Below are 26,152 nucleotides of genomic sequence, written 5' to 3'. Positions count from 1 at the left end.
TTCGATACCGGGCAATTGTGATCCATCTCGCTCGTGGCAGGCGTGATCGCGCCTAGGCTGCAAAGTCCAGCGCGAGAAACCTTAGCCCGATCTTTCCATTCGACTTTTCAGGAAGGTGTTTCAATGAGCAGCCGCCACGCAATTGTTCCGCGCGGTCTGAACGCAACGCGTTCGCCGCTTTCGCAAGGCCGCTTCGGCCGCATGTTCCGCAAGCTCGCACCGGCCAAATTCGGCCCGAACGATTCCGACGCTGTCGCAAACCTGTCGGCGCTCGCCGACAAGATGGTCGCCGGCTTCGACGGGCCGAAGGACGGGCCGGATGCGGAAGAGAGCGGCATTCCCTCGCTCTACACTTATTTTGGCCAGTTCATCGACCACGACATCACCTTCGATCCGGTCAGCTCGCTGACCAAGCAGCAGGACCCCGACGGGCTCGTCGACTTCCGCACGCCGTCACTCGACATGGACAATGTCTACGGCCGCGGCCCGAACGACCAGCCCTACATGTATGACGACATCAAGTTCCGGCTCGGCGAGAAGGTCACCGGGGCGGGCGTGCCCGATGCAGTCGATCTGCCGCGCTTCAAGGGCCGCGCGCTGATCGGCGATCCCCGCAACGACGAGAACAGCATTGTCTCGCAGTTTCAAGCCTTGATGCTGCGCTTTCACAACCGCATGGTCGACGACAATGACAGCCTGTCGTTCGAAGAGGTGCAGCAGCGCGTTCGATTCCACTATCAGTACGTGGTGCTGAACGACTTCCTGCCGCGCATCGTCCACGCCAGCGTGCTGGACCAGCTGAAGACCGCGGGTCGCTACGACCGCGGCAAGCTCGCTTACTACCATTGGAAGACCTATCCGTTCATGCCGGTCGAGTTCTCGGTCGCGGCCTACCGGCTCGGGCACTCCATGATCCGCCCCGGCTACCGGCTGAACGACGCGGCCAACATGCTGCTGCAGATCTTTCCCGATCCCAACAATCCCGACCACAACGCACTGACCGGCTTCCGAGCGATGGGACCGGGACGCGCCATGGACTGGGGCCGCTTCATCGATCTCGACACGCGCCCCTACGGCGTCGAGGACGACGACACCAATCCCGACAACAAGAGGCGGCTGCAGTTCGCCTATCGCATCGATGCCTCGCTGGTGGACCCGCTGCGCAAGCTGCCGCCGGAAGTCGCCTCCAATCCGGCGTCGCTCGCGCTGCGCAATCTCGAGCGCAGCTGGCGGCTCGGACTGCCGTCGGGCCAGGCCGTCGCCAGGGCGATGAACCTGACGCCGCTGAGCGACGACGAGATCATCATCGGCAAGGCCGTCGACGAGCCCGGCGCGGGCGATCCGCAAGTCAAGATCGCGACCATCGCGAACGGCGTGTTCGCCGGCAACTGCCCGCTGTGGGCCTACATCCTGGCCGAGGCGCGGCAAAACGCGACCGACATGGCGATACCCGCTACCGGCGGGCCCGCTACGGTCAGGACACCGCAGCTCGGACCGGTGGGCGGTCGCATCGTCGCCGAAGTCTTCCTCGGCATGATGTTCGGAGATAATTCCTCCGTGCTGTCGCTCGACCCGCAATGGACGCCGGTGACCGGCTCCGGCTTCGCGCTGAAGGACCTCGTCGCCTACGCACTCGGCCAGGGCGACCCGCTGCATTGAGCGGGTGACGGACGATGATGATGCAAGGCCGCTCGTCATGCGAGCGGCCTTGCGGCTCCCCTCTCATCAACCGGCAGAGGTGAACCGCGGCGCGCATCGATCAAAAGGCGATGGCGGAAGCGACAATGCGACCTTGGGCGAAGTTCTGCTAGCCTGCTTGGGGCCATAGCAGCCCAAGCCCATGCAAGGCGATCAATTGCAGACTTCTCTGCTCCGGCCAGCCTGGCCCGTCATCACCGAGCTCATGTCACCACTGCTGGCGCTCTCTATCCTGCATCCTTTGCCGACAGGGCGGCAGCCAGCAGCATTGCAAAATATCTGGCTCGATGCTTGCGGCTTCGATGGCGACGTCTCAACCTGCTTCCGTTCTGCATCTCGCTTCTTGGACTCCTCACGGCTGGCGACCGGCTTCTTATCTTGGACCTTCTCGCATTCATTATCGTCATTGACGCGATAGCCAACTCGGCAGGCGATCTTCACGCAGGTGTCGCCATCCGCTCTGAAGCCCCGATCACAGACCTGCGGACAGACCCGTCCGGGTTTGGCCTTGATCGTATCGAGCGCGTCGAAGCTCGCGAGCTTGGCGTCGAACTTCGTGCCAGCGTATTTGTTGAAGGTGGAAAGCGATCGCTGCGACGCTGCATTCCAGTCTCCATCCGCCGCGCCAGATAGACAACCGACGCGACGCAGCTCCGACTGCACAAGCTTCGCTGTTTCCCGCGGTGATAGGGTCGGCTGCGACGAGGTCGGGGCAATGGCTGCGACCTTTTGCTCGCCACCGTCGTTCGCCTTCTCGGCGGACTGTCTGGCAGCGAGTTCGGCTGCGGCCGTGTCACTAGCGATCTTGTCCGCAAGCGCCTTTTCGGCGGTCTGCTTCTCGGCGAGCGCTTTGGCAACGGCGGTTTCAGCTTCCTTTCTCCGCTGCTCGGCGGCGGCGGCTTTGGCCTCCTCAACCTGCTTGGCCTTCTCGGCAGCGAGCCGGGCGTCCTCGGCGATTTTAGCGGCAGCGGCCGCCTTGTCCTGCTCGGCCTTCTTGGCGCGGTCCGCCGCGAGCCGTGCTTTCTCATCTTCAGCCTGCCGGGCCTTCTCAGCAGCGGCGGAGCGCGCTTGCTCGGCCTCGATCTTCCTCAACTGGACCTTGGCGAGATCGGCGTAGAAGCCATCCGGGTACGTCCGCAGGAAGGCATGCCATGCGTCTTTCTCGCCTGCCTGCAAAGCCAGCTCATAGTCTCTGCGAACCGCGTCCTGCGGGCTTGCCTGCGGTCCAGGAGCGGCTACCGGCTTCGCGGGCACCAGCGGCACGTCGTCGCCGCCGAGCGAGCCGTATACATAAGGCTCCTGCTTGTAGCCGGTGTTCTTGAGTACGTCGTCGCGGATGAAGCCGAAGGCCTTGCGCAGGTCGAGCCCCGGCATCGGCAAACGCTCGACCAGCGCTGCGGCGAAGGGACTGTTCTTCGAGTCGCCATCCGAGGCGGTCGAGCCCGCCTTGGCGGCGAAGGCGATCATCGTGTTCGGGCTCGTCGGCTCGATCTTCGCGAGGCCCCGGCCAATGGCTCGGGCAGCGACCGTCCGCTTCATCGTCTTGGCGAAAGGATTGTCGCGGCAGGCGTCCAGAATGACGAGCCGGAGCTGCTTCGCAGGCTCGACGGCAAACAGCGCGCGGTCGAGTGCCACGGTCTCATCGAGAACGTCGCTATCGGTCTCGAGAGTTGCATCGGTTGGAATCAGGTAATTGGTCCCGTCGAGCTCGATGCCGTGACCGGCGTAGTAGATGACGGCAACTTCGGCGTCTCGCGCCCGGCCACCAAAGTCGCGCAGAGCCTTGCGCATCTCGGTAGCATTGAGATCAGTCCTGAGGTCGATCCAGTCGAACCCGGCCTTCTTGAACATGCCACCGACCAGAGCAGCATCGTTCGCCGGATTGGCGAGCCTCGGCACGCTCTTGTAGGCGGAGTTGCCGATGACCAGCGCGACACGGCGCTCGGCATGAGCCGAGCCGCAGGCTAGGATGAAAAAGAACAATGAAAACCAGCGAAACGCGCCCATCGAAGCCCCGAGTACTATGTGCGCAGCGTATGTAGAGCCTGTCAAAAGGCAAGCTCCTGTTCTGTGACGCTGGTCACGCTCATGGTCGGCTGGTCGTCGAACGCCTACAACGGATCATAGCAGTCGATGTCGTCCGGCGGGGCGACTCAGCTTCGTCCTCGAATATGACTTATGAGTAGACGCTCTAACGCGCAGCCCCGAGGCCGACCTCCTCCAGCCGCGTGGCGAACCAGCGCGACAGCGGCTGATCGAGGACGCCGCTGACATAGACTTCCGAGATCGTCACGTTGTCCTTGTCCAGCACCAGCAGCACGCCGATCCAAAAGGCGAACCAGACATGCGCATCGGTCAACGCCATCAGCTTGTGCTGGTCGTGGTCGAGCGCGGTGTGATTGCTGGCCTTGCGGATCTCCACGGTGAGCAAATTGTTCGGGATCTCGCGCTGATGCACCACGACGTCAGGGTAGATCGACTTGCCCAGATGATCGTCGGTCGAGATGATGGTGCCGTGCGGCAGATGCAGCGTACGCTCGCCTAGCCGGTCGTAGTTGCAATCGACCGACCAGCCGGAGAACTGCTTCTCCAGATGCACAGCGAAGCGGTGCGTGATGGCACGCTCGCCGATGTCCTTCTCGAACAGGAATGTTTCGTGTGCGTAGAAGTCCCGGAGTGCCGCGATCACCTTGTTCAGCTCGGTCTGCATCTTGCCCCCGGCCCTCGGCGCTCCTGATGCGGTGCCCTACATCTGGACTTCGATCAGCCGCGGTCCGGGCTCGGCGACGGCCTCGGCCAGCGCCTTGTTGAACTCGTCCGCGTTGGTGACGGCGCGGCCGGGCACGCCCATGCCCTTGGCCAGCGCCACGAAATCCAGCGTCGGCCGGTCGAGCCGCAGCATGTCGTTGGCGCGCTGGCCGGGCTCGCCGGCGCCGACATTGTCGAACTCGCCGCGCAGGATCTGGTAGATGCGATTGGCGAACACGATGGTGACGATATTGAGATTTTCTCTCGCCTGCGTCCACAGCGACTGGATCGTGTACATCGCGCTGCCGTCGCCGACCATGCAGATCACCTTGCGGTCCGGGCAGGCGATCGCGGCACCGATCGAGAGCGGCGTCGAGAAGCCGATCGAGCCGCCCATGTTCTGGAGCCAGTCGTGCGGAGCAGCCGCCGCTGTCGGCGGGAAGAAGGCGCGGCCGGTAGTGAGGGATTCGTCGACCAGGATCGCGTTCTCCGGAATCGCATAGGCGATCGATTGCGCGATCGAGGCGTGGGTCAGTGCGCCGGTCGGCTTGAGCAGCTCAGCCGCGGCCTGCGGCTTGACGTCCTTCGCGCTGGCCTTCACCGCGCCGGCGAGCGCTTCCAGTGCAGCGACCGAATTCTCCCCCCAGGAGGTCATGCGATGCACCTCGCAGCCCTCGGGCTTGAGGATGCTCGGCTTGTTCGGATAGGCAAAGAACGCCACGGGATCGTCGGACTCGACCAGCACGATATGGCGGAACCTGGCCAGCATCTGCAGCGCGTTGTCGATCACGTAATGGATGCGGTCGATCGAGAAGCGGCCGCGGCCGCGCGCCATCCTGGGACGGAAGGTCGGGCCCATCACGGTGCAACCGGTCTTGGCGGCGATGCGCTCGGCCAGCGCCAGGCCCTGCTCGCTCAGCGCACTGCCGGTCATCAGCAGCAGCGTGCCCTCGCCGTCGCCGTGCAGGATCTTTGCGGCCTGCTCGACCGCCTGCGGCGAATAGCTCGCGCGCTGCTGCTCGGCCGGAACCTCGGCGATGCCGTCCGCTTCGTTCCAGGCGGTGTCGGCGGGCAGGATCAGGGTCGCGATCTGCGGCGGCGCGCTCTTGGCGGCGGCGATCGCCGCGGCACCGTCGGCGGCGACCGATTTGGAGTCCGGCGAAGTGCGGACCCAGGACGACATCGGCCGGGCCAGGCCCTCGATGTCGGAGGTCAGCGGCGCGTTGTAGTCGATGTGGTAGACGGCGTGCTGGCCGACGATGTTGACGATGCCGGAATTCGCCTTCTTGGCGTTGTGCAGATTGGCAAGGCCGTTGGCAAGACCGGGGCCGAGATGCAGCAGCGTCGAGGCCGGCGTGCCCTTCATGCGGAAATAGCCGTCGGCGGCGCCGGTCACCACGCCTTCGAACAGGCCGAGCACGCAACGCATGCCGGGCACGCGGTCGAGCGCTGCGACAAAATGCATCTCGGAGGTGCCGGGGTTGGAGAAGCAGACGTCGACCCCGCCCTTGACCATCGTCCGCACCAGACTTTCCGCACCGTTCATCCGTCAGCTCCCGCAACCGGCAATGTTCCAACAATCCATCCGATCAATCATTGTTCGCTCGTCTCGTCAAAGCAATAGCCGGCGTCGCCGCCCTGCCCCGCGCGGCGATGCGCTGGTTTGGCTAATACTTTCCAGCAAATTGGCGCGGTTGCCGGTTTGGTAACGCCAACCGTTAAGGATGCCCCGTCTCACGAGGCCGTGGCTTGCGGAAAGCCCGCAAATATGGCCTGTAACTTCAGTTGAATCGATTTTTTGCTGGGGGAACAATGATCCGGTATTTTGCCGCGCCGATTGCCGCCATCGCACTGCTGTCGGCGACCGCCGGCGGCGCCTTCGCCGAGGAGTTCGACTCGCGCGACATCATGGGCGGCGGCCCGAATTTCTTCCGCGGCGGCTCGAGCCCAGTTCCCCGCACCACCGTCATGTATAACGGCAACTACGCCCCCGGCACGATCGTGGTGAACACCTCGGAGCGCCGGCTCTATCTGGTGCTCCAGAACGGCCAGGCCCTGCGCTACGGCATCGGTGTCGGCCGCGACGGCTTCCGCTGGGGCGGCGTGCACCGGATCACCGCCAAGAAGGAATGGCCGGACTGGACGCCGCCGTCACAGATGCTGGCGCGCCGGCCGGACCTGCCGCGTCACATGAAGGGCGGCGTCGAAAATCCGCTCGGTGCGCGCGCGATGTATCTGGGCTCGACACTCTATCGCATCCACGGCTCCAACGAGCCGGAGACGATCGGCCAGGCGGTGTCCTCGGGCTGCTTCCGCATGACCAATGACGACGTCACCGACCTCTACGGCCGCGTCGGGGTCGGCACCACGGTGGTCGTGCTGAACAACTAGCAAGAATCGGCGGCGCGTGGATATGCGGCCTTGTGCGTCGGTTCCGAATACGGCAGCGTCGCCTGGCAATGAGCGCATTGGCCCCGTCTCCGTCCGGCTTTCGCATCGTGCTGCTGGCGCTCGCCACCGTCGCGTTCGCGCCTGACACCGCTACCATCGCCGTCGCGGGCGAATTGCCCGCGATCGCTTCGCGCCAGCGCGCCGAGAAGAAGAGCTTTACCGACGGCGAGATCGTCGACGGCTTTCTGAAGACGGCGTTCGGCGCCGAATACCACCTTGCCGGCCGTGTCGATCGCATCCGCAAGTTCGACGGACCGGTGCGCGTGTTCGCCGAGAGCGATCGCGCCGACCGCAAGGCGCAGCTCGCGAAAGTCGTAGCCGACATCGGCAAGCGCGTGCAGCATCTCGACATCGCCATGATCGACTCCAGCGAAGCGGCGAATGTGCGCGTGAAGCTCGTGCGCGACCGCGATCTGTTCCGCACCATCTCGAGCTTCTACGGTGCGGAGAAGGCCCGCGAGATCCGCACCTCGCTCGATCCGCAATGCCTGTCCGGCTTCCGCAAGAACGACAATTTCGAGATCGAGCATTCCGACGTCATCCTCACCGTCGACAACGGCGATTTCACCTTCCTCGACTGCGCCTATGAGGAGCTGCTGCAATCGCTCGGCCCGATCAACGACACCGCCAGCGTGCCCTGGACCATGTTCAACGACAACGTCTCGATGGGCTATTTCGACGTCTATGACCAGTACATCCTCAACCTGCTCTACGATCCCCGCATCAAGGCCGGCATGACCGTGGCTGAGGTCAAGGCGGCGCTGCCCGACGTGCTCACCGATGTACGCATTTGGGTAAGGCGCGTGAACGATCTGAAGGAGTGAGATCGCAAGGGGAGAAGGAAAGCACCGTGGCGCGGCTTTACGCCTTCTTCGCCTTCGACATCAAAAATTGCTGGCGCATCACGTTGTTGCTTCCGTCGTAATATTCGGAGATCAGCGCCTCGAACTCGCTGCGAAAACTCCGCAGCCTGTCCGGCTCGTCCTTGTACTGGGCGACGAGCTTGATCAAAGGCCCGATCGTCGTTTCCATGGTGCGGCGGAAATGCTGCGGGCTGAGTGCGGACGGCGTCATGATGTCCATCTCGAAGGTGATATCCTTCGCTTTCCCTGCGAGACGTTCGGCGACGATCTTCGGATCGCCCCACGACACCGGTGAGGCCACGCCCTCGGGCGGCGGCAGATGGCGGCCGATCAGCGCGAACATCCGGCCGACATAGAGATGCGGCGGCCAGGTGGAGAAGGCGATGGTGCCGCCGGGCTTCAGCACGCGCAGCATCTCGCCGATGGCGACCTTGGGACGCGGCGCGAACATGTGGCCGAACTGGCTGAGCACCACGTCGAACTCGTTGTCGCCATAGGGCAGGCTTTCGGCGTCGCCTTCGGCGAAGTCGACATCGAGATTCGCCAGCTGCGCGTGCTCGCGGGCGCGCTCGAGCAGGACCGGCGACAGGTCGAGACCCCTGACCTTCGCACCGCGGCGCGCCGCCGTGATCGCGGCAACGCCGGTGCCGCATCCGACGTCGAGCAGCATTTGGCCGGTCGCGACCCCGGCGAAGCTCACGAGCTTGGCGGCCGAGGGCGTGGTGAACACTTCCATCGGCGTGAACAGCGACCAGGCTTCCTTCTGGACTGCCTTGAAACCAGCAAACGGGTCTTGGTCGGCCATGGAACTCTCCCTTCGCTCAATGTCAGTTTTTCATGAGGCTGACGACGGATGCCAAAGGTTCAACGCAAGCCCATGACGGCGACGGCTTCGCCTCCCTGGCGGTCCTATTGCACGAGATCGGCAACGATGGTCGCGGCCTTGAGGCCGGTGCCGGTGAGGACCGCGACCGTGGTCTCGGTCGCCTTGATGCTACCGGTGACGGATAGTTTCTCCAGCGCGGCGGCAGCACTTGCGCTGGTCGGCTCGGCGAACAGGCCCTGCCGCGCAAGACGCCGCAGCGCGGCGACGATCTCGTCCTCGGTCAGCGCGACAGTGCCGCCACCGCTCTCGCGCAACGCGCCGATGATCTCGCGCAGGCGCAGCGGATGCTTGATCGCGGTGCCTTCGGCGATGGTCTTGTTCACCTCGCGCGCGACAGGGGTGTCGACGCCGGCCTTGAAGCTTGCATCGATCGGCGAGCAGTTGAGCGGCTGCGCCGCGAACAGGCGCGGCAGCCTGGTGATCTGGCCGGCTTTCAACAGCTCACGGAAACCAAGGGCGCAACCCAAAAGGCTGCTGCCGGCGCCGACGGGCACGATGACGTTGTCGGGGACGCGGAAGCCGAGGTCCTCCCATATCTCATAGGCGAGCGACTTGGTGCCTTCGAGGAAGAACGGTTGCCAATTGTGGCTGGCATAGAAGGTCTGGCTCGACTGCCGGATTGCCTCGGCCTCCGATTCCTCGCGCGGGCCCTCGACCAGCTGCACCGCCGCGCCATAGGCGCGGACCTGCGCGATCTTGGCCGGCGATGTCGAGGCCGGCGCGAGAATCTTCACGCGCATGCCGCCGGCGGCGCCGAGACCCGCCATCGACGAGCCGCCATTGCCGGACGAGTCCTCCAGAATGGCGTCGACGCCGATCTGCCGAAGGAAGGACAGCATCACGGCGGAGCCCCGGTCCTTGAAACTGCCGGTCGGGTTGAACCATTCGAGCTTGAAGAACGGGCGCAGCTCGCCCCAGGCCTGCTGCACCAGTGGCGTGCAGCCTTCGCCGAGCGTGATCGGAGTCTTGATCTCGACCGGCAGCGCCGCCCGGTAGCGCCAGAGCGAACGCGTGCGCGGCTCGATCTCCTCCCGCGACATCCCTGCCCCGGGCGTCACCAGCAGCGGCGTGCGCTCGTCCGAGCACCAGCGCGGCTGGTCCAGCGGATAGAGCTTACCGTTGCGGGGGTCGATGTAGGCGGGGGCGGGCATGGCGGTCTCCAAGGAAGGCGATGCGGCAAAGGCGATCTGTACGTTTTGGTTTGATGACACGTTTTGTCCGGAAACTCGACGCCCGGCACGCCAACCGTGTGGCGCCTCTTGAAAACGTGAAAACCATAATTACTTCATCATCTTACTGCGGTGGCGGAGAGCTCCGCCAGTGCGGTAGCGTGGGACTCGGGCAAGCGCTGCCGGGTCGCGGGACGACAGGAATTTGGCCGCGAACCGCCCCGCCCCCGCGCAGCACGATTAACTTGTCTGTCGCGACTGCCCGCTACAATATGTTGGATTGAGCTCGCGCCGCCGGTGTTCCGCATCGGCAGCGCGACGAGCCAAGGCCCGTCCGAGCGGCGGGCCGTTGGCTTTTTAGGAGTTTGGTCATGAGCCGCGCGAACCGTACCGACCACATCCGCCTCACCTCCCATCCGGAGCCGGGCAGGACAGCCGCCTTCCCGATCCACTGGGGCGCCGCCGACGCACGCACCCGCGGTCCGATCATCGGCACGGTGTCGCGCGCGGGAGATCGCAACGTGATCGGCAGCCATGGCGGCTCCTATGCGATGTACCGCGCGCTCGCGGTGTCCGCCGGCGCGCTCGATCCGATTCGTAGGCCCGACCTCACCAACACGTTTCCCGCGGCGACCATCGGGCCGTTCCCGCAATGGAGCGATCCCGCCAAGATCGTCGCGCTCGATCCCTGGGGGCATCTCGTCGCCGAGAATTTCGGCAAGGACATCGCCGAGGGCATCGACATCAGGCCGAGCATCGCGGTGACGCGCGCGCGGCTGGACCTGCCGGAGATCCGCGAGGCGCTCGCCGCCAAGCGCCTGCGCGCCGACGGCGACGTCGTGCACGCCAATGGCAGCGTGTCGGTGGTGAAGATCGCGATTGATCCGGTCTGGTATCTGCCAGGCCTTGCGGAGCGCTTTGCGACCAACGAGACCGAGCTGCGGCGCACGCTGTTCGAGCAGACCGCCGGCATGTTCCCTGAGCTCGTGACCCGGCCGGACATGAAGGTGTTTCTGCCGCCGATCGGCGGCACCACCGTCTACATGTTCGGCGACGTCACCAAGCTGCCGGACCATCGCACCAAGATCACCTGCCGCGTGCATGACGAGTGCAACGGCTCCGACGTGTTCGGCTCCGATATCTGCACCTGCCGGCCCTACCTCATTCACGGCATCGAGGAATCCGCGCGCGGCGCGCAGGAGGGCGGACTCGGGCTCGTGATCTACAACCGCAAGGAAGGCCGCGCGCTCGGCGAGGTCACGAAGTTCCTGGTCTACAATGCGCGCAAGCGCCAGGAGGACGGCGATGCGGCCGCCGCCTATTTCGAGCGCACCGAATGCGTCGCCGGCGTCCAGGACGCGCGCTTCCAGCAATTGATGCCCGACACCATCCACTGGCTGGGCCTGAAGCGCATCGACCGCTTCCTCTCGATGAGCGACATGAAGCATGACGCTTTGACCTCGCAGGGCATCGACATCGTCGAGCGCGTGCCGATCCCGCCCGAGCTCATTCCCGCCGACGCCTATGTCGAGATCGCCGCGAAGAAGGCCGCCGGCTATTACTCCACCGACATTGCGCCGGAGAAGGACGTCGACGGCGTGGTCGGGCGTTCGCTGGAAAAATACTGATCGATTGATGGCAGACGCTTTGGAATTGCAGGCCCGTTCGCTGCTTAGCGCAGCAGCGGTTCGCGCGCGTGCCGGCGAGATGTTTGGGATCGGTCTGAACGGCGGGCTGACGCATTTCACCATCGATCTCGATCGCATGGATGGCGTTGCCGACGCCGTTCTCGCCGTGACGCGCGAGGCCTATCCGACGCTGGAGATTCCGTTCCATGCGCGCTGGCGGCATTTCGTGCTTGATGGCGTCGACCGTTGGGCGCGGCTCGCGGACGCGACGTCATGGCCCGACCGCGCGGCACGGGCGCGCGCGGAGTTCGACCTTGCCATCGTCAGCGTGCTGCTCGACGCCGGCGCGGGTGCCGCGTGGCGATACCGCGACGCGGTGACGGGACAGAGCATCGGCCGATCCGAGGGACTCGCGATTGCGAGCCTCGACATGTTCGCAAGCGGCCTTTTTTCCCACGATCCCCGCGCGCCCTTCAGGACCGATGCCGACGTGCTCGCGCGACTGCCACTCGCCGCGCTCACTTCGGCCTTTCAGGTGAGCGATGCCAATCCGCTGCTCGGGGTCGAGGGGCGGACCGATCTGCTGCGCCGCTTGGGCAAGCTGGTGGCGGAGCGGGCGGACGTGTTCGGCGCGCACGACACCCCGCGGCCGGGCGGGCTGTTCGATCACATCGCGGCGCAGGCGAAGGGCGGCGCGGTTCCCGCGCCCGCGATTCTCTCGGCGGTGCTGAATCAGCTCGGACCGATCTGGCCGTCGCGGCTGGAGCTTGCCGGGATTCCGCTCGGCGATTGCTGGCGCCACCCGGCGATCAAGGCCGATGACGCTACCGCGGGCCTTGTGCCCCTGCACAAGCTGTCGCAATGGCTGAGCTATTCGTTGATCGAGCCGCTGCAGCGCGCCGGATTCGACGTCACCGACATCGACGGCCTGACCGGGCTTGCCGAATATCGCAATGGCGGGCTGTTCGTCGATCACGAGGTGCTGCGCCTGCGCGACGCCGCCGATGCCGAGCGCGCGCATGCGGTGGATTCCCTGCTCGTCGTCGAGTGGCGCGCGCTGACCGTGGCGCTGCTGGACCGGCTCGCCGAACTGGTCCGCGCCAAACTCGAGCGCACTCCTGAGACATTGCCGCTCGCCAGCATTCTCGAAGGCGGCACCTGGGCCGCGGGCCGCGCCATCGCCTTCGCGCGCCGGCCCGATGGTTCGCCGCCGCTCAAGGTGATCAGCGACGGTACGGTGTTCTAGTCTCTCGTTCGAGTTCGCGGAAACAGATCCTTCATCCGGCGCTTCGCGCCACCTTCTCCCACAAGGGGAGAAGGAAGAAAGGCATCCGATCATGCAAGGCGTCACGATCGTCGATCATCCGTTGGTGCAGCACAAGCTGACCCTGGTGCGGGACAAATCGATCTCGACCAAATCGTTTCGGGAGCTGATCAAGGAGATCGGCATGCTGCTGTGCTACGAGGTGACGCGCGACCTGCCGCTCGCCGATACCGTTATCGAAACGCCGCTGGCGACGATGCATTCGGCCAAGATCGCGGGCAAGAAGCTGGTGTTCGTGCCGATGCTGCGCGCCGGCACCACTTTCGTCGACGGCATGATGGATTTGGTGCCGACCGCGCGCGTCGCCCATATTGGCCTCTACCGCGAGCCGCACAGCTTTGCCGCGGTCGAGTACTTCTTCAAATCGCCGTCCGATCTCAGCGAGCGCCTGGCGATCGTGGTGACGCCCGTGGTTGCGACCGCCAACACGGCTGTGGCCGCAATCGACCGGCTGAAGGAGCGCGGCGCCAAGGATATTCGCCTCGCCTGCCTGATCGCCGCCCCCGAAGGGCTCGAACGGCTGCGCGGACTGCATCCTGACGTGCCGATCTGGACGGCCGCAGTCGATGAAGGTCTCGACGAGAACGGCTTTATCCTGCCGGGCCTCGGCGACGCCGGCGACCGCGCCTACGGGACGAGATAGGCGCCGGCTTGCAAACCGCGTCACGTTAGGAACAGGTTCGCTCGCGCAAGGTTTTCCTGCTCTACGATGGAGAGCACGATGACCTATCAGGATGACCGCAGGGCAGACAGAGCACGCCGCAACAGCCCGGTGGGCTGGGCGATCGGCGCGATCTTCGTGATCGCCGTGGTCGCTGCCGTCTTCTTCTACAATGGACGCGACGTCGGCCCGCAGACCACGACCTCCAATCCGAACAACGCGCCGAGCGTCACCACCGGATCGAATCCACCTGCTGCGCCCGCGAAGTGATGCGCTGAGGGCGGGCCGTCACACCTTGCCGCTGCCGCAGATCCCCTTCAGCGCCTGCCACTCCGCATCCGTGAGCAGCGGCGGGCCGCTGGCGGGGCGGTCTTCTTTCGTCATGCGCGCGAGGCGGTCCTCGGTCAGCGGATGGCTCGCCAGGATCGACGTGAGGCCGCCGCCTTCCTTGCCGGTGATGCGGAACATCAATTCGGCTGCAGGCTTAGGCGAACGGCCGAGCTTGTGCATGATCTCGATGGCAAACGTATCCGCAGCGGTCTCGGCCTCGCGCGAATAGGAAGCCTCAACCACGCTGCGCGAGGCGAAGATCACGGCGCTCGAGCCAGTGACGTCGCCGAACAACAGGCCGATCAGGAACGAGGTGCCGCCGTTGTAGATCAGGCCGCGCATGTTGTCGTAATGCTTGAGATGACCGAGCTCGTGGGCGAGGATGCCGGCGATCTCGTCGGCATTTTCGGCCTTGTCGAGCAGGCCCTTCAGCACGAACACCTTGCCGCCCGGCAGCGCGAACGCGTTCGGCACCGGGGTCGGCAGCACGCCCGCGGTCATGGAATCGTCGTCGAGGCCGGCGGCATCGCGCAGCCGATTGACGAGCTTGACGAAGGCGGCTTTCCCCGCCCCATCCTGGCACTCGCTGCGCCCGAAGATCGTCTTCACCTGAACCTCCGCCGCATCTCCAATGCGCCGCTCGATCGGTTTCGGCACCAGCGGCGCGAGGCGGTCGGCAGCGAGCGGCACGCCGAACAGCACGACGCAGACAATGGAGACGGCGGCAGCCATCGACCAGCCGACGATTTTTGCGACCCCGCGGCGCGAGGTCTGGTGCTCGTCGAGCCGCATGCAGCGCGCGGTCACGTCTGACGCGAGCAGAGCGTCGCGGATTTCCAGCCGGGCCAGCGGCGGAGCGGAAGCGCAGGCGAGCCGCAAGATGCCGGGCGGGCTATCGGCGCGGCGGATGTCGGCATAGGCCCAGCGAACGGGCGTCGCACCCTCTTCGAGGATCTCGAGCGCGTCACCGAGCGTCAGCGCCACCTGCCGCCTGCGGCTCGACACGCCGTCGAAGAAGATCGTCGGCTTTGCGGATTGCGCCGGGACCTCTGTGGACAACTCACTCACAGCTCAGAATCCCGCGACATCGAGTCCATCGGCAAAGCCTTCGCCGAGCGCGCTGGCGAGCTCGGCGCTGCCGCGCACATCCGCCGCGGCTCCGATGTTGTGCACCTCGACAGTTTCCAGCACCTTGGCCCAGAGATCGCGCTGGAGATAGACCCGCATGACGATGTTGAGGGCGAGAGCGAGTGCGAAGTAGCCGATCACCATCATCACCAGCGTCGGGATGCTCTTGGCGGCATTGCCCCGCACCAACGCCTGCTCGACCGAAAGACCGCTCAGCTTGACGACGAGCATGGTCGCTCCGCCGATATAGGCGGCGAAGATGGCCGAGAGCAGCATCCACCAGCCGATCACTTTCCAGTACAACGCGTAGAATGCGTTGTGCGGCAATTGCGAGGACACGCTGACGTCGCCGATGCGGATACCGTCGAGCCACCAGCGCCACTCGCGCGCCTTGAACTCGGCATAGAAGAACGGCGCGAGCGGGAAGATCACCATCGCGATCGGGCTCAGCAGCCACAGCCACCAGCCGCGCTTGAAGAATGTCCAGCCGTCGCCTTCGAAATCGCCGCGTAAATCGCCGTAATGGGTGTGCCGCATCTTGTAGCGTTCGAGCGAGGCCTCGCGCCACGGCAATGCGAGCCCGAGCGTCAGGAACACGAGCAAGCCCCACAGCATGGCGCGGAACGAATAGGCCCAGCCCGATCCGTCCATCCAGAACCGCACGCCGCGCCAGACCGTGCGCGTCAGGCGATAGCGCCGCGCGCGAAAGATCGCAAACTGACCAAAGGCGTAGAAGCTGATGAACAGCGGCGTCGAGGCAAAGCCCTGCCAGCGTTCGAACTCGATACCGACAAGGAAGTAAGCGAGGTAGATCGGCACCAGGATCGCGAGCGCGAACAGGAAGCCGACCAGCAGCTCCTTGGCCCGCCCGGTATATTCGGCGGCGTCGCCATCAACCGCGGTGTTCGCCCACAGATGACGGCGGATGTCGGTGACGAGCCAGAACCGGTAGAAGCCGAAGGTGACGAGCTCGAGCAGGGCACCCTTGGTGACCAATTTGCGAAACTCGGTACGGTTGCCGGTGAAATCGACCCGCGTGGGCGGCAGCGGCGGGGGTAAGGGTTCGGAGCCGATGGGGGCCCATTGCATGTCGTTCACGGCGGCAACCTCGGGGTGCGGACCTGGTTCGATCAAACTTATAGATCAGAGATTAGTCGATCCCCAAGATGGGCGGGTTCGATTTAGCTCGATTCCGGTCGATTTCTGGCACGATTCCACGGCCGAGGGCGTGCGCGAGATCACGTTGTTGGATCAATGGCCTCGTAGTCCGGATGGAGCGCAGTGCAATCCGGGACAGCGGCAGTGGCGGACCGAATCCCGGATTTCGCTCCGCTCCATCCGGGCTACATCACACCCATGTGGCAAAACTCGCCCTTGCTCCGGCGCAGACAACCGGCTGTAATTGCAAATCAAATACCGCAGCGCAGAATTCAACGAGAACGCGCGGTTGATGTCAGGGAGAGCGGTCATGCATGGGACCATCGAAAACGCGGCGAAGCTCGACGCGTTACGCGCACGCGCTACGTCACTGCCGCTGGAGCAGTTCGATCCGGGCGACCCAGAGCTGTTCAGGACCGATACGTTCTGGCCCTATTTCGATCGCCTGCGCCGCGAAGATCCCGTGCACTATTGCAAGGACTCGATGTTCGGGCCGTATTGGTCGGTGACGCGCTACAACGACATCATGGAGATCGAGACCAATCATTCGGTATTCTCCTCGGCCTCCTCGCTCGGCGGCATCACCATCCGCGACATCGATCCGGAACTGCGCCGCGAGAGCTTCATCTCGATGGACCCGCCGCGCCATGCGGCGCAGCGCAAGACCGTGGCGCCGATGTTCACGCCGACGCATCTGGACAATCTCGCGCTCAGCATCCGCCAGCGCTCGGCCGAGTGCCTGGACAATCTGCCCCGCGGCGAGGTGTTCGACTGGGTCGACCATGTCTCGATCGAGCTCACCACGCAGATGCTCGCGGTGCTGTTCGACTTTCCCTGGGAGGATCGCCGCAAGCTGACGCGCTGGTCGGACATCGCGACCACCATTCCCGGCCCCGACGGCCTCGTCGCCACCGAAGACGAGCGTCAGGCCGAGCTGACGGAATGCGCGGGCTATTTCACGCGACTGTGGAAGGAACGCATCGAACAGCCGCCGAAGAGCGACCTGTTGTCGATGATGGCGCATGGCGCCGCGACGCGCGACATGGACGCGAAGAACTTCCTCGGCAATCTCATCCTTCTGATCGTCGGCGGCAACGACACCACCCGCAACACCATGTCGGGCTCGCTCCACGCGCTGAGCCAGCACCCGGAGCAATATCGCAAGCTGCGCGAAAACCCAGCGCTTCTCGACAGCTTCGTGCCGGAAGTGATCCGCTGGCAGACGCCGCTGGCCCATATGCGGCGCACAGCGCTTGCGGACTTCGAGTTCCGCGGCAAGCAGATCAAGAAAGGTGACAAGGTCGTGATGTGGTACGTCTCGGGCAACCGCGACGCCGATGCGATCGAAAAGCCTTACGAATTCATCATTGACCGCGCGCGGCCGCGCACGCATCTCTCGTTCGGCTTCGGCATCCACCGCTGCGTCGGCTTGCGGCTTGCCGAACTCCAGCTCAAGATTATCTGGGAAGAGATCCTCAAGCGATTCGACCATATCGAGGTGGTCGGCGAACCCAAGCGGGTCTATTCGAGTTTCGTGAAGGGTCTTGAAACCTTGCCGGTGAAGATCGCGGCTTAGATTCGCAAAGATGAGTTCGACACGTCCACAAGGAAGCTGTGCCCCCTCTCCCGCACGCGGGAGAGGTCAAGCAAGCAACTGGAGCAAACCACCATGAACATCCAAGCGCCGGTTCAAGTGGACAAGGCCGAACGCATGCGCAGGGCGCGCGAGGAGGCCTATGCGACGCCGCTGGCGCAATTCCACCCGGGCGCGCCCAGGCTGTTCCAGGACGACACCCTGTGGCCGTGGTTCGAGCGGCTGCGCAAGGAAGAGCCGGTGCATTACTGCACCAATGCGCCGATCGAGCCGTATTGGTCGGTGGTGAAGTACAACGACATCATGCATGTCGACACCAATCACGGCCTGTTCTCCTCGGATTCAACGCTCGGCGGCATCGGGATCCGCGACGTGCCGGAAGGCTATGACTGGCCGAGCTTCATCGCCATGGACCAGCCGCGTCATTCGTCGCAGCGCAAGACGGTGTCGCCGATGTTCACGCCGACGCATCTGGACGAACTGGCAAAACTGATCCGCCAGCGCTCGCAGACCGTGCTCGACAATCTGCCGCGCAACGAGACCTTCAATTTCGTCGAGCGCGTCTCGATCGAGCTGACGACGCAGATGCTAGCCACCCTGTTCGACTTCCCCTGGGAAGAACGGCGCAAGCTGACGCGCTGGTCCGATGTCGCGACCGCGCTGCCCAAGAGCGGCATCGTGGCCTCGGCCGAAGAGCGCCGCCGCGAGATGGACGAATGCTACGCCTACATGTCCAAGCTCTGGAACGAGCGCGTCAACTCCGCGCCGCGCAACGACCTGCTGTCGCTGATGGCGCACAACGACGCCACGCGCTTCATGGACCCCGATAATCTCATGGGCAACATCATCCTGCTCATCGTCGGCGGCAACGACACCACGCGCAACACCATGACCGGCTCGGTGCTGGCATTGAACGAGAATCCGGAGCAGTACGACAGGCTGCGCGCCAACCCGGAACTGATCGATTCCATGGTGCCCGAAGTGATCCGCTGGCAGACCCCGCTCGCGCATATGCGGCGCACCGCGCTGCAGGACACTGAAGTTGGCGGCAAGCACATCAAGAAGGGCGACCGCGTCGTGATGTGGTACGTCTCCGGCAATCGCGACGAGGAGATGTTCGAAAAGCCGAACGAGTTCATCATCGACCGCCCGCGGCCGCGGACCCATCTCTCCTTCGGCTTCGGCATCCACCGCTGCGTCGGCATGCGCCTCGCCGAACTCCAGCTCAAGATCGTCTGGGAAGAGATGCTGAAGCGCTTCGACCGCATCGAGGTAGTCGGCGAGCCCAAGCGGATCTATTCGAGCTTCATCAAGGGGTACGAGTCGCTGCCGGTGAGGATTCCGGGGTAGAGTGCTCGCTATACGGCAGGTGTTTCTCAACCTCAGCTGTCATGCTCCGCGACCCGGCTACGCCAAGGCTTCGCCGGGCTGAGGTCCAGGGGCGCCGAAGCTTTAGCGTAGGCGGCAAGCGGGGCATCCAGTATGCCGCGGCTTCTCGGCTCAAGCACTGCGGGCTCTGGAATACTGGATTTGCCCACCTTCGCGGGCAATGACACGCGGGGGTGGATTGAGAGCGGGCGACTCCACCCCAGCTATAAAATTCCGGCATGACAGCTCGCGCAACATGCGATGGGTCGCATACGGCCTTCTGTCCTAAACCGCACCGCCACATCTAACTCAACTTGATGTCCCACACGCCGTCCTTGCGGCAGGCGGCGACTTCCTCGCGCAGGAGGGCGGTGACGGCAAGCGAGGCCGTCGAGACCGGACGGTCGATCGGAGAGGCGAATATGAGTTCGCGCGTCATCGGCTTCGAGACGACAGCCGTTTCCAGCCGCCCGTCCGCGACCTCGCCGTGGACCGACGAGGGCGGCAGCAGCGCGAAGCCGAGGCCTTCCTCGACGAGGCTCGTGAGCACGCGGAACGAATCCGCCTCGAGCTGGACGTTGAGCTTGATCTTGCGCTGGGCCGCCGCATGCTCGATCAGCGCACGGAGACCGTGGGAATGACTGGGCAGCACCAGCCGTTGCCGCAGCAGCCAGCCGACATCGACGCTCTTCTTGCGCGCGAGGCCACAACCGCGCGGACCAACCGCGACGATGTTGTCGCGCCCCAAGCTCTCCACGTTGAGATGCAGATCGGCGGAGCGGCCGTAGAGGATGGCGAGATCCATCTCGCCGCGATGCAGCCATTCGACGAGATGGCCGCTGTAGCTCTCGACGATGCGCAGCGAAATGCCGGGAAATTTTTCGACGCAGCGCCGCGCGAAGCGCGCCGACAGCACGCAGCTCACGGTCGGGACCAGGCCGAGCACGACCTGGCCCGATGGCGGCCCCTTGGACGACTGGATGTCGTCGCGGATCTGGTCGATCTGCCGCACGATACCGGAGGTGCGCGCCAGCAAGAGGCGGCCGGCATCCGTGAGCACCATGCCGCGGCCGTTGCGGGTGAACAATTCCGTGCGCAGCTCGTGTTCCAGGAGCTTGATCTGCCTGGAGAGCGCCGGCTGCGCCACGCGCAACGTATCGGACGCCTTGGAGAGGCTGCCGAGCTCCGCCACGCAACTGAAGGTCCTGAGCTGACGGAAATCCATGCTTGCCAATCCTGGAAGGCTACTCCATACGCTATAGCAAATGAGCATAGGGGGCTGGCAGTGTTTTCACAACGCCAGAGGATCGGCCGGCGTTATCTTAACTGCCGCACATACGGGAAACCCCATGAGTGAAGAACACCAAACCGAAGATCACGCCGACATCCGCGAAGCCGTCGCAAAGCTGTGCGCGCAGTTTCCCGGCGAATACTGGCGCAAGCTCGACCGTGAGATGGACTACCCCAAGGCCTTCGTCGACGCGCTGACCGAGGCCGGTTATCTCTCGGTGCTGATCCCCGAGGAATATGGCGGCGCGGGCTTGAAGCTTTCAGCGGCCGCGGCGATCCTCGAAGAGATCCAGCGCGCGGGCTGCAACGGCGGCGGCTGCCACGCCCAGATGTACACGATGGGCACCGTGCTGCGGCACGGCAATGACGAGCAGAAGGCAAAATATCTGCCGAAGGTCGCGAGCGGCGAATTGCGGCTGCAGGCCTTCGGCGTCACCGAGCCGACCAGCGGCACCGACACCACGTCACTGAAGACCTTCGCGCGCAAGGACGGCAATGCCGGCTACGTCGTCAACGGCCAGAAGATCTGGACCAGCCGCGCCGAACATTCCGACCTGATGCTCCTGCTGGCGCGCACCACGCCGAAGGACCAGGTCAAGAAGCGCACGGATGGACTTTCGGTGTTCATCGTCGACATGCGCGAGGCCAAGAACAAGGGCCTTGAGATCCGCCCGATCCGCACCATGATGAACCACGCCACCACCGAAGTGTTCTTCACCGACATGAAGGTGCCGGCAGAGAATTTGATCGGCGAGGAAGGCAAGGGCTTTCGCTACATCCTCTCCGGCATGAATGCCGAGCGCATTTTGATTGCTGCCGAATGCGTCGGCGACGCCAAATGGTTCATCGCCAAGGCCACCAGCTACGCCAAGGAGCGCAGCGTTTTCGGCCGGCCGATCGGCCAGAACCAAGGCATCCAGTTCCCGATCGCCAAGGCCTACGCCGCGATGCGCGCGGCCGAACTGATGGTGAAGGAAGCGACGCGCAAATACGAGGCCGGGCTCGACTGCGGCGCGGAGGCCAACATGGCCAAGATGCTCGCGGCCGATGCGTCCTGGGAAGCGGCGAATGCCTGCGTCCAGACCCATGGCGGCTTCGGCTTCGCCGAGGAGTACGACGTCGAGCGCAAATTCCGTGAGACGCGGCTCTATCAGGTCGCGCCGATCTCGACCAATCTCGTGCTGTCCTTCATCGCCGAGCACGTCCTCGGCATGCCCCGCTCGTACTGAGGCAGCCATCATGGGAGCACTTGACGGGATCAGGGTGATTGCGGTCGAGCAGGCGGTGGCGGCACCGTTCTGCTCGTCGCGGCTGGCGGATGCCGGCGCGGAAGTCATCAAGATCGAGCGGCCTGAAGGCGATTTCGCGCGTGGCTATGACGCGGCGGCCAAGGGCCAGAGCAGCTACTTCGTGTGGCTCAACCGCGGCAAGCAATCCGCGGTGGTCGATCTCGCCACCAGGGAAGGTTGCGCCGAACTGGAGCGACTGATCGCGAGCGCCGACGTGCTGATCCAGAACCTCAAGCCGGGCTCGATGGACAAGCTCGGCTTTTCGCGGGAGCGGCTCTTGAAGGATTATCCCAGGCTGATTTCATGCACGATCACCGGCTATGGCGACGACGGCCCCTATGCGCACCGCAAGGCCTATGATCTCCTGATCCAGGCCGAGAGCGGCCTTGCCTCGATCACCGGCAATCCCGACGGCGCCTCGCGCGTCGGCATGTCCATCGTCGACGTCGCGACCGGCGCCACCGCGCATGCGGCGATCCTGGAGGCGCTGATCGGGCGCGGACGCACCGGCAAGGGCGCCGACATCCGCATCTCCATGTTCGACGTGATGGCGGACTGGTGCACCGTGCCGCTGCTCAATTCCGAAGCCGGTAATCCGCCCAAGCGCATGGGGCTGCGCCATCCCTCGATCGCACCCTATGGCGTGTTCACGTCCAGCGACGGCAAGGACATCCTGATCTCGATCCAGAGCGAGCGCGAATGGAAGACGCTTTGCGCAAAAGTGCTGGACCAGCCGGATCTGCCCGCCGATCCGCGCGTGGCCAACATGGTCGAGCGCGTGCGCAACCGCGACTTCACCGACAAGACGGTCGCGGATGCCTTCGGCAAGATGACGCGCGATGAGCTATTGAAGCGGCTGTCCGAGGCCGACATCGCCTTTGCCGAGGTCAACACCATGGCGGACCTCACCAAGCATCCGCATCTGCGCCGCATCGAGGTGGACACGCCGCAGGGACGCGTCAGCTATCCCGCGCCGGCGCCGATCATTGTCGGCGAGACGCGCAGCTATGGTGCTGTACCGGCGATCGGCGAAAATCCCCAATCCAAGAAATAACAAGAGCGAGGCGTCATGACCGAGAAGCTCGACATCGATCATCTCAGGCAATGGATCGGCCGCAGCGAAGAGGCCACCGACACCGTCACCGCGCAGCTCGTGAAGGGCCTGCGTGCGACGCTGTTCCAGGAGGTCGGCGCGCCCAAGCCGGGCGACGCGGCGCCGTTCACGGTGCATTGGTGCCTGGCGCAGCCGGTGTTTCCGATGTCGATGCTCGGCCCCGACGGCCACCCCACCCGCGGCGGCTTCCTGCCGCCGGTGCCGCTGCCGCGCCGGATGTGGGCCGGCGGCGAGATCGAGTTCCTGCAGCCGCTGCGCGTCGGAGACGAATCGACGCGGAGCTCGCGCATCGCCGACGTGCAGGTGAAGACCGGCTCGACCGGCACGCTGTGCTTCGTCTCGGTCGAGCACAGCATCTCCTCGCCGCGCGGCATCGCCATCCGCGAGCGGCAGGACATCGTCTATCGCGAGATGACGACGACGTCCGCGCCGGCAAAGGCGCCGCCTCCGCCGCCGAAGGCGCAGCATCGCCAGACGCATGTCTCCGATCCCGTGCTGCTGTTTCGTTATTCCGCGCTGACCTTCAACGGCCACCGCATCCATTACGACCGCGACTACGTCACCAAGGTCGAGGGATATCCGGGCCTGATCTTCCACGGGCCGCTGCAGGCAACGTTCATCATCGAGATGGCGGCGAAGCTGCACGGCGGCAAGCCGCCGAAGAGGTTTACTTATCGCGGGGTGCAACCGCTGTTCGAGGGCAGCGAGTTTTCCATCAACGCCAACGAGACCGCTGATGGCATGGAGCTGTGGACCGCGAACGCGGAGGGGCAGCCGACGATGAAGGGGGCCGCGGTGTGGTGATACACTGCTGCTAGACCCTCACCCTGAGGAGCGCGCCCTTTGCGCGCGTCTCGAAGGGCGAGGCCACCAGCCGGGCCTTCATCCTTCGAGACGCGCGAAGACGCGCTCCTCAGGATGAGGAATTAGAGGAACGGAAACCATGGCGAAGAACGGCAAGACCGGCAGCAAATCCGTCACCGTCAAGCAGGCGACGCTCGACCTGCTGCGCTCCTTCGGCATCAAGAAGGTATTCGGCAATCCCGGCTCGACCGAGCTGCCGTTCCTGAGCGACTGGCCCGACGACATCGACTACGTGCTCGCGCTTCAGGAAGCCTCCGCCGTCGGCATGGCCGACGGCTATGCGCAGGCGACGCGCAATGCCGGCTTCGTCAATCTGCATTCGGCCGCCGGCGTCGGCAACGCGCTGGGCAACATCTATACCGCGCATCGCAACCAGACGCCGCTGGTGATCACCGCGGGCCAGCAGGCACGCTCGATCCTCCCCTTGCAGGCGTTCCTGTATGCGGAGCGTGCGTCCGAATTCCCGAGGCCTTATGTGAAGTACAGCGTGGAGCCGGCGCGGCCCGAGGACGTTCCGGCCGCCATCGCGCGCGCCTATTACACCGCGATGCAGCCGCCATGCGGGCCGACCTTCGTCTCGATCCCGGTCGACGACTGGGCGCATGCGACGGCTCCCGTCGAAGCCCGCAACGTCAGCCGCGAGATCGGGCCTGAGATTGACGCGATGAAGGCGCTGGTCACCGCGCTCGGCTCGGCCAAGCACCCTGCCGTCGTCGTCGGCCCCGGCGTCGATCGCGCCGGCGCGGTCGACCTGATGGTGCGCGTCGCCGAGAAGGCCAGGGCCAGCGTCTGGGTCAGCCCGTTTTCGGCGCGCTGCTCGTTCCCGGAACGTCATCCCCAGTTCGCGGGTTTCCTGCATGCCTCGCCGGCGCAATTGTCGGACGCGCTGCGCGAGCACGACCTCGTCGTCGTGATCGGCGCGCCCGTATTCACCTTCCACGTCGAAGGCCACGCCGCGATCTTCGATGGCGGCGCGACGATCTTCCAGATCACCGATGACCCCGATGCCGCGGCGGTGACGCCGGTCGGCACCAGCATCATCGCGACGATGAAGCCGGCGCTCGCAATGCTGCTCGACCTCTTGCCGGAGAGCAAGCGCGCGGCACCGAAGGGGCGAACGCTGCCGCCGGCGCCGCAAGCCGCCGATCCGTTGCCGGTCGAATTCCTGCTGCATTCGCTGTCGCAGGCGATGCCGGACGGCGCGTCGCTGGTCGAGGAAATCCCCTCGCACCGGCCGGCCATGCAAAAGTTCATGCCGATGCGCGGCCAGGACAGTTTTTACACCATGGCGAGCGGCGGCCTCGGCTACTCGCTGCCGGCCGCGGTCGGCATGGCGCTCGGCAAGCCGACGAGCCGCACGGTGTGCCTGATCGGTGACGGCTCGGCGATGTATTCGATCCAGGCGCTGTGGACCGCCGCGCAGCGCAAGCTGCCGCTCACGATCATCGTCATCAACAATTCCGGCTACGGCGCGATGCGCTCGTTCAGCCAGGTGATGCAGGTGAGGAACGTGCCGGGACTCGAGTTGCCGGGGATCGATTTCGTGCGGCTGGCCGAGGGCATGGGCTGCCATGCGGTGCGGGTGAGCAAGGCGGCCGAACTGGGCGAGGCGCTCAAGCGCGGGATGGCATTCGAAGGGACGAGCCTGGTGGAGGTGGTCGTGGATTCGGCGGTGCCGGTGCTGTACGGGCAGAAGCATTGAGGGCCGACGGTCGTCCTGGCGAAAGCCAGGACGACACCGGAGGTCGTGGCAGGCCCCTTCCTACGTCCCGAAATCTTCCCGCATCTTAGCCTGGATCTTGGCCATGCCGCCGATCCAACGGTCGTAATTCTCGGTCTTCTTGCGCATGTAGCCGAGCACCTGCGGGTGCGGCAGGATCAGGAACGTCTCCTGATCGAGACCGGCGAGCACGTCCTTGGCGACCTGCTCGGGCGAGAGGTCGCCGTCGCCGGATTGCGGGCCTTTGGGGATCGAACGCAGCATGTTGGTGTCCACGCCCTGCGGGCAGAGGATCGAGACACGGATGTTGTGCGCCTTGTGCGAGATCGCGAGATTTTCGGCAAAGCCGACCGCGGCATGCTTGGTGGTGGAGTAAGCCGGGCTGCCGACCTGCGACAGCAGGCCGGCGGCCGAGATCGTGTTAAGGAAATAGCCGCCGCCGCGCGCCTTCATGCGCGGGATCAGATGCCGCGCCGCATAGACATGCGCCATGACGTGGATCGCCCAGCTACGCTGCCAGGGCTCATCCGAGGCGCCGCCGGCATTGACCGACATCGGGTCGAAGCCGCCGCCGATGCCGGCATTGGAGCAGAACAATTCGATCGGGCCGAACTGACGCTCGGTCTCCTCGATGACGTGGGAAATATCCTTTTCCTGCGCGACATCGCATTTGAAGGCCGCGCCATCCACCGTGGCCGCGACCGCCCGCGCGTTGTCCGCGTCCATGTCGGCGACGACGACCTTGGCCGCACCCGCCTTGTGAAAGGCTTCGCACAGCGCCTTGCCGATGCCGTTGGCGCCGCCCGTGACGACCACGACCTTGCCGGTCACCTGCATGCGACGTCTCCTCTTGTCTTATACCGTTTTGG

22 protein-coding genes are annotated in these 26,152 nt (G+C 64.8%); 13 read left to right on the top strand and 9 right to left on the bottom strand.

What is annotated here, in order from left to right:
• Positions 1-123 precede the first annotated feature (123 nt).
• Positions 124-1,659 carry a heme peroxidase family protein gene (locus tag ACFQX9_RS36615; protein WP_377791939.1) on the top strand — a complete coding sequence of 512 codons (1,536 nt, stop codon included), beginning with the start codon at positions 124-126 and terminating at the stop codon, positions 1,657-1,659.
• A gap of 192 nt (positions 1,660-1,851) precedes the next feature.
• Here the strand turns inward: ACFQX9_RS36615 and ACFQX9_RS36610 are convergent, their stop codons facing one another.
• The 3 genes from ACFQX9_RS36610 to ACFQX9_RS36600 all read right to left on the bottom strand — a co-directional run bounded on the left by ACFQX9_RS36610 (position 1,852) and on the right by ACFQX9_RS36600 (position 5,992).
• Positions 1,852-3,705: a caspase family protein gene (locus ACFQX9_RS36610; protein WP_377791938.1), complete on the bottom strand. Its 1,854-nt coding sequence runs from the start codon at positions 3,703-3,705 to the stop codon at positions 1,852-1,854.
• A gap of 184 nt (positions 3,706-3,889) precedes the next feature.
• On the bottom strand, positions 3,890-4,408 hold the full coding sequence (locus ACFQX9_RS36605; RefSeq protein ID WP_377791937.1) for a hypothetical protein: 519 nt from the start codon (positions 4,406-4,408) through the stop codon (positions 3,890-3,892).
• Positions 4,409-4,444: 36 nt separating this feature from the next.
• Entirely contained in the window at positions 4,445-5,992 is a 1,548-nt protein-coding gene (locus ACFQX9_RS36600; RefSeq protein WP_085349553.1) for an acetolactate synthase large subunit, read from the bottom strand.
• Between the two features lie 266 nt (positions 5,993-6,258).
• Here ACFQX9_RS36600 and ACFQX9_RS36595 point away from each other — a divergent pair, with 266 nt between their 5' ends.
• Together ACFQX9_RS36595 and ACFQX9_RS36590 are read left to right on the top strand one after the other, a co-directional pair.
• Positions 6,259-6,837, top strand: a complete 579-nt coding sequence (locus tag ACFQX9_RS36595; protein ID WP_007596474.1) for a L,D-transpeptidase — start codon at positions 6,259-6,261, stop codon at positions 6,835-6,837.
• A gap of 68 nt (positions 6,838-6,905) precedes the next feature.
• Positions 6,906-7,721, top strand: coding sequence for a DUF2927 domain-containing protein (locus ACFQX9_RS36590; protein ID WP_018453696.1), 816 nt, complete (start codon positions 6,906-6,908; stop codon positions 7,719-7,721).
• Positions 7,722-7,758: 37 nt separating this feature from the next.
• On the opposite strand, the gene ACFQX9_RS36585 is transcribed toward ACFQX9_RS36590, so the two are convergent.
• Positions 7,759-8,565: a class I SAM-dependent methyltransferase gene (locus ACFQX9_RS36585; protein WP_018453695.1), complete on the bottom strand. Its 807-nt coding sequence runs from the start codon at positions 8,563-8,565 to the stop codon at positions 7,759-7,761.
• Positions 8,566-8,669: 104 nt separating this feature from the next.
• Positions 8,670-9,797 carry a threonine synthase gene (locus ACFQX9_RS36580; protein ID WP_026232576.1) on the bottom strand — a complete coding sequence of 376 codons (1,128 nt, stop codon included), beginning with the start codon at positions 9,795-9,797 and terminating at the stop codon, positions 8,670-8,672.
• A gap of 389 nt (positions 9,798-10,186) precedes the next feature.
• On the opposite strand from ACFQX9_RS36580, the gene ACFQX9_RS36575 reads away from it, so the two are divergent.
• From ACFQX9_RS36575 to ACFQX9_RS36560, 4 genes are all read left to right on the top strand, one after another.
• A complete protein-coding gene (locus tag ACFQX9_RS36575) occupies positions 10,187-11,443 on the top strand; it encodes a GTP cyclohydrolase II (protein WP_018453693.1) in 1,257 nt (418 codons plus the stop codon).
• A gap of 7 nt (positions 11,444-11,450) precedes the next feature.
• Positions 11,451-12,689 carry a URC4/urg3 family protein gene (locus ACFQX9_RS36570; protein ID WP_377791936.1) on the top strand — a complete coding sequence of 413 codons (1,239 nt, stop codon included), beginning with the start codon at positions 11,451-11,453 and terminating at the stop codon, positions 12,687-12,689.
• Positions 12,690-12,780: 91 nt separating this feature from the next.
• The gene (gene upp / locus ACFQX9_RS36565; RefSeq protein ID WP_007614501.1) at positions 12,781-13,410 is read left to right on the top strand and encodes a uracil phosphoribosyltransferase; all 630 of its coding nucleotides are present in this window, start codon (positions 12,781-12,783) and stop codon (positions 13,408-13,410) included.
• A 78-nt stretch (positions 13,411-13,488) separates the two neighbouring features.
• Positions 13,489-13,698 (top strand): hypothetical protein, encoded by a 210-nt coding sequence (locus ACFQX9_RS36560; RefSeq protein WP_026232575.1) that lies wholly within the window; start codon positions 13,489-13,491, stop codon positions 13,696-13,698.
• Between the two features lie 18 nt (positions 13,699-13,716).
• Here the strand turns inward: ACFQX9_RS36560 and ACFQX9_RS36555 are convergent, their stop codons facing one another.
• Together ACFQX9_RS36555 and ACFQX9_RS36550 are read right to left on the bottom strand one after the other, a co-directional pair.
• A complete protein-coding gene (locus ACFQX9_RS36555) occupies positions 13,717-14,826 on the bottom strand; it encodes a M48 family metallopeptidase (protein ID WP_026232574.1) in 1,110 nt (369 codons plus the stop codon).
• 3 nt (positions 14,827-14,829) lie between these two features.
• Positions 14,830-15,975: a YjgN family protein gene (locus ACFQX9_RS36550; protein ID WP_026232573.1), complete on the bottom strand. Its 1,146-nt coding sequence runs from the start codon at positions 15,973-15,975 to the stop codon at positions 14,830-14,832.
• A 379-nt stretch (positions 15,976-16,354) separates the two neighbouring features.
• Here ACFQX9_RS36550 and ACFQX9_RS36545 point away from each other — a divergent pair, with 379 nt between their 5' ends.
• Positions 16,355-17,620, top strand: a complete 1,266-nt coding sequence (locus ACFQX9_RS36545; protein ID WP_018453688.1) for a cytochrome P450 — start codon at positions 16,355-16,357, stop codon at positions 17,618-17,620.
• 93 nt (positions 17,621-17,713) lie between these two features.
• Positions 17,714-18,988: a cytochrome P450 gene (locus tag ACFQX9_RS36540; RefSeq protein WP_018453687.1), complete on the top strand. Its 1,275-nt coding sequence runs from the start codon at positions 17,714-17,716 to the stop codon at positions 18,986-18,988.
• Positions 18,989-19,310: 322 nt separating this feature from the next.
• On the opposite strand, the gene ACFQX9_RS36535 is transcribed toward ACFQX9_RS36540, so the two are convergent.
• Entirely contained in the window at positions 19,311-20,231 is a 921-nt protein-coding gene (locus ACFQX9_RS36535; protein ID WP_085349559.1) for a LysR substrate-binding domain-containing protein, read from the bottom strand.
• 124 nt (positions 20,232-20,355) lie between these two features.
• Here ACFQX9_RS36535 and ACFQX9_RS36530 point away from each other — a divergent pair, with 124 nt between their 5' ends.
• The 4 genes from ACFQX9_RS36530 to mdlC all read left to right on the top strand — a co-directional run bounded on the left by ACFQX9_RS36530 (position 20,356) and on the right by mdlC (position 25,265).
• On the top strand, positions 20,356-21,525 hold the full coding sequence (locus tag ACFQX9_RS36530; RefSeq protein ID WP_377791935.1) for an acyl-CoA dehydrogenase family protein: 1,170 nt from the start codon (positions 20,356-20,358) through the stop codon (positions 21,523-21,525).
• A 10-nt stretch (positions 21,526-21,535) separates the two neighbouring features.
• A complete protein-coding gene (locus ACFQX9_RS36525) occupies positions 21,536-22,639 on the top strand; it encodes a CaiB/BaiF CoA-transferase family protein (protein WP_026232572.1) in 1,104 nt (367 codons plus the stop codon).
• A 15-nt stretch (positions 22,640-22,654) separates the two neighbouring features.
• Positions 22,655-23,503, top strand: a complete 849-nt coding sequence (locus ACFQX9_RS36520; protein ID WP_377791934.1) for a MaoC family dehydratase N-terminal domain-containing protein — start codon at positions 22,655-22,657, stop codon at positions 23,501-23,503.
• 139 nt (positions 23,504-23,642) lie between these two features.
• Positions 23,643-25,265, top strand: a complete 1,623-nt coding sequence (gene mdlC, locus ACFQX9_RS36515) for a benzoylformate decarboxylase (protein ID WP_377791933.1) — start codon at positions 23,643-23,645, stop codon at positions 25,263-25,265.
• Between the two features lie 60 nt (positions 25,266-25,325).
• Here mdlC and ACFQX9_RS36510 read toward each other — a convergent pair whose 3' ends face one another.
• Positions 25,326-26,120: an SDR family oxidoreductase gene (locus ACFQX9_RS36510; RefSeq protein ID WP_018453681.1), complete on the bottom strand. Its 795-nt coding sequence runs from the start codon at positions 26,118-26,120 to the stop codon at positions 25,326-25,328.
• Between the last annotated feature and the right edge of the window lie 32 nt (positions 26,121-26,152).

This window comes from Bradyrhizobium sp. GCM10028915 (assembly GCF_042666195.1).
Lineage (GTDB): Bacteria > Pseudomonadota > Alphaproteobacteria > Rhizobiales > Xanthobacteraceae > Bradyrhizobium > Bradyrhizobium canariense_D.
Note: the sequence above shows the minus strand (reverse complement) of the source record. Positions and strands in the feature narration are given on the sequence as shown.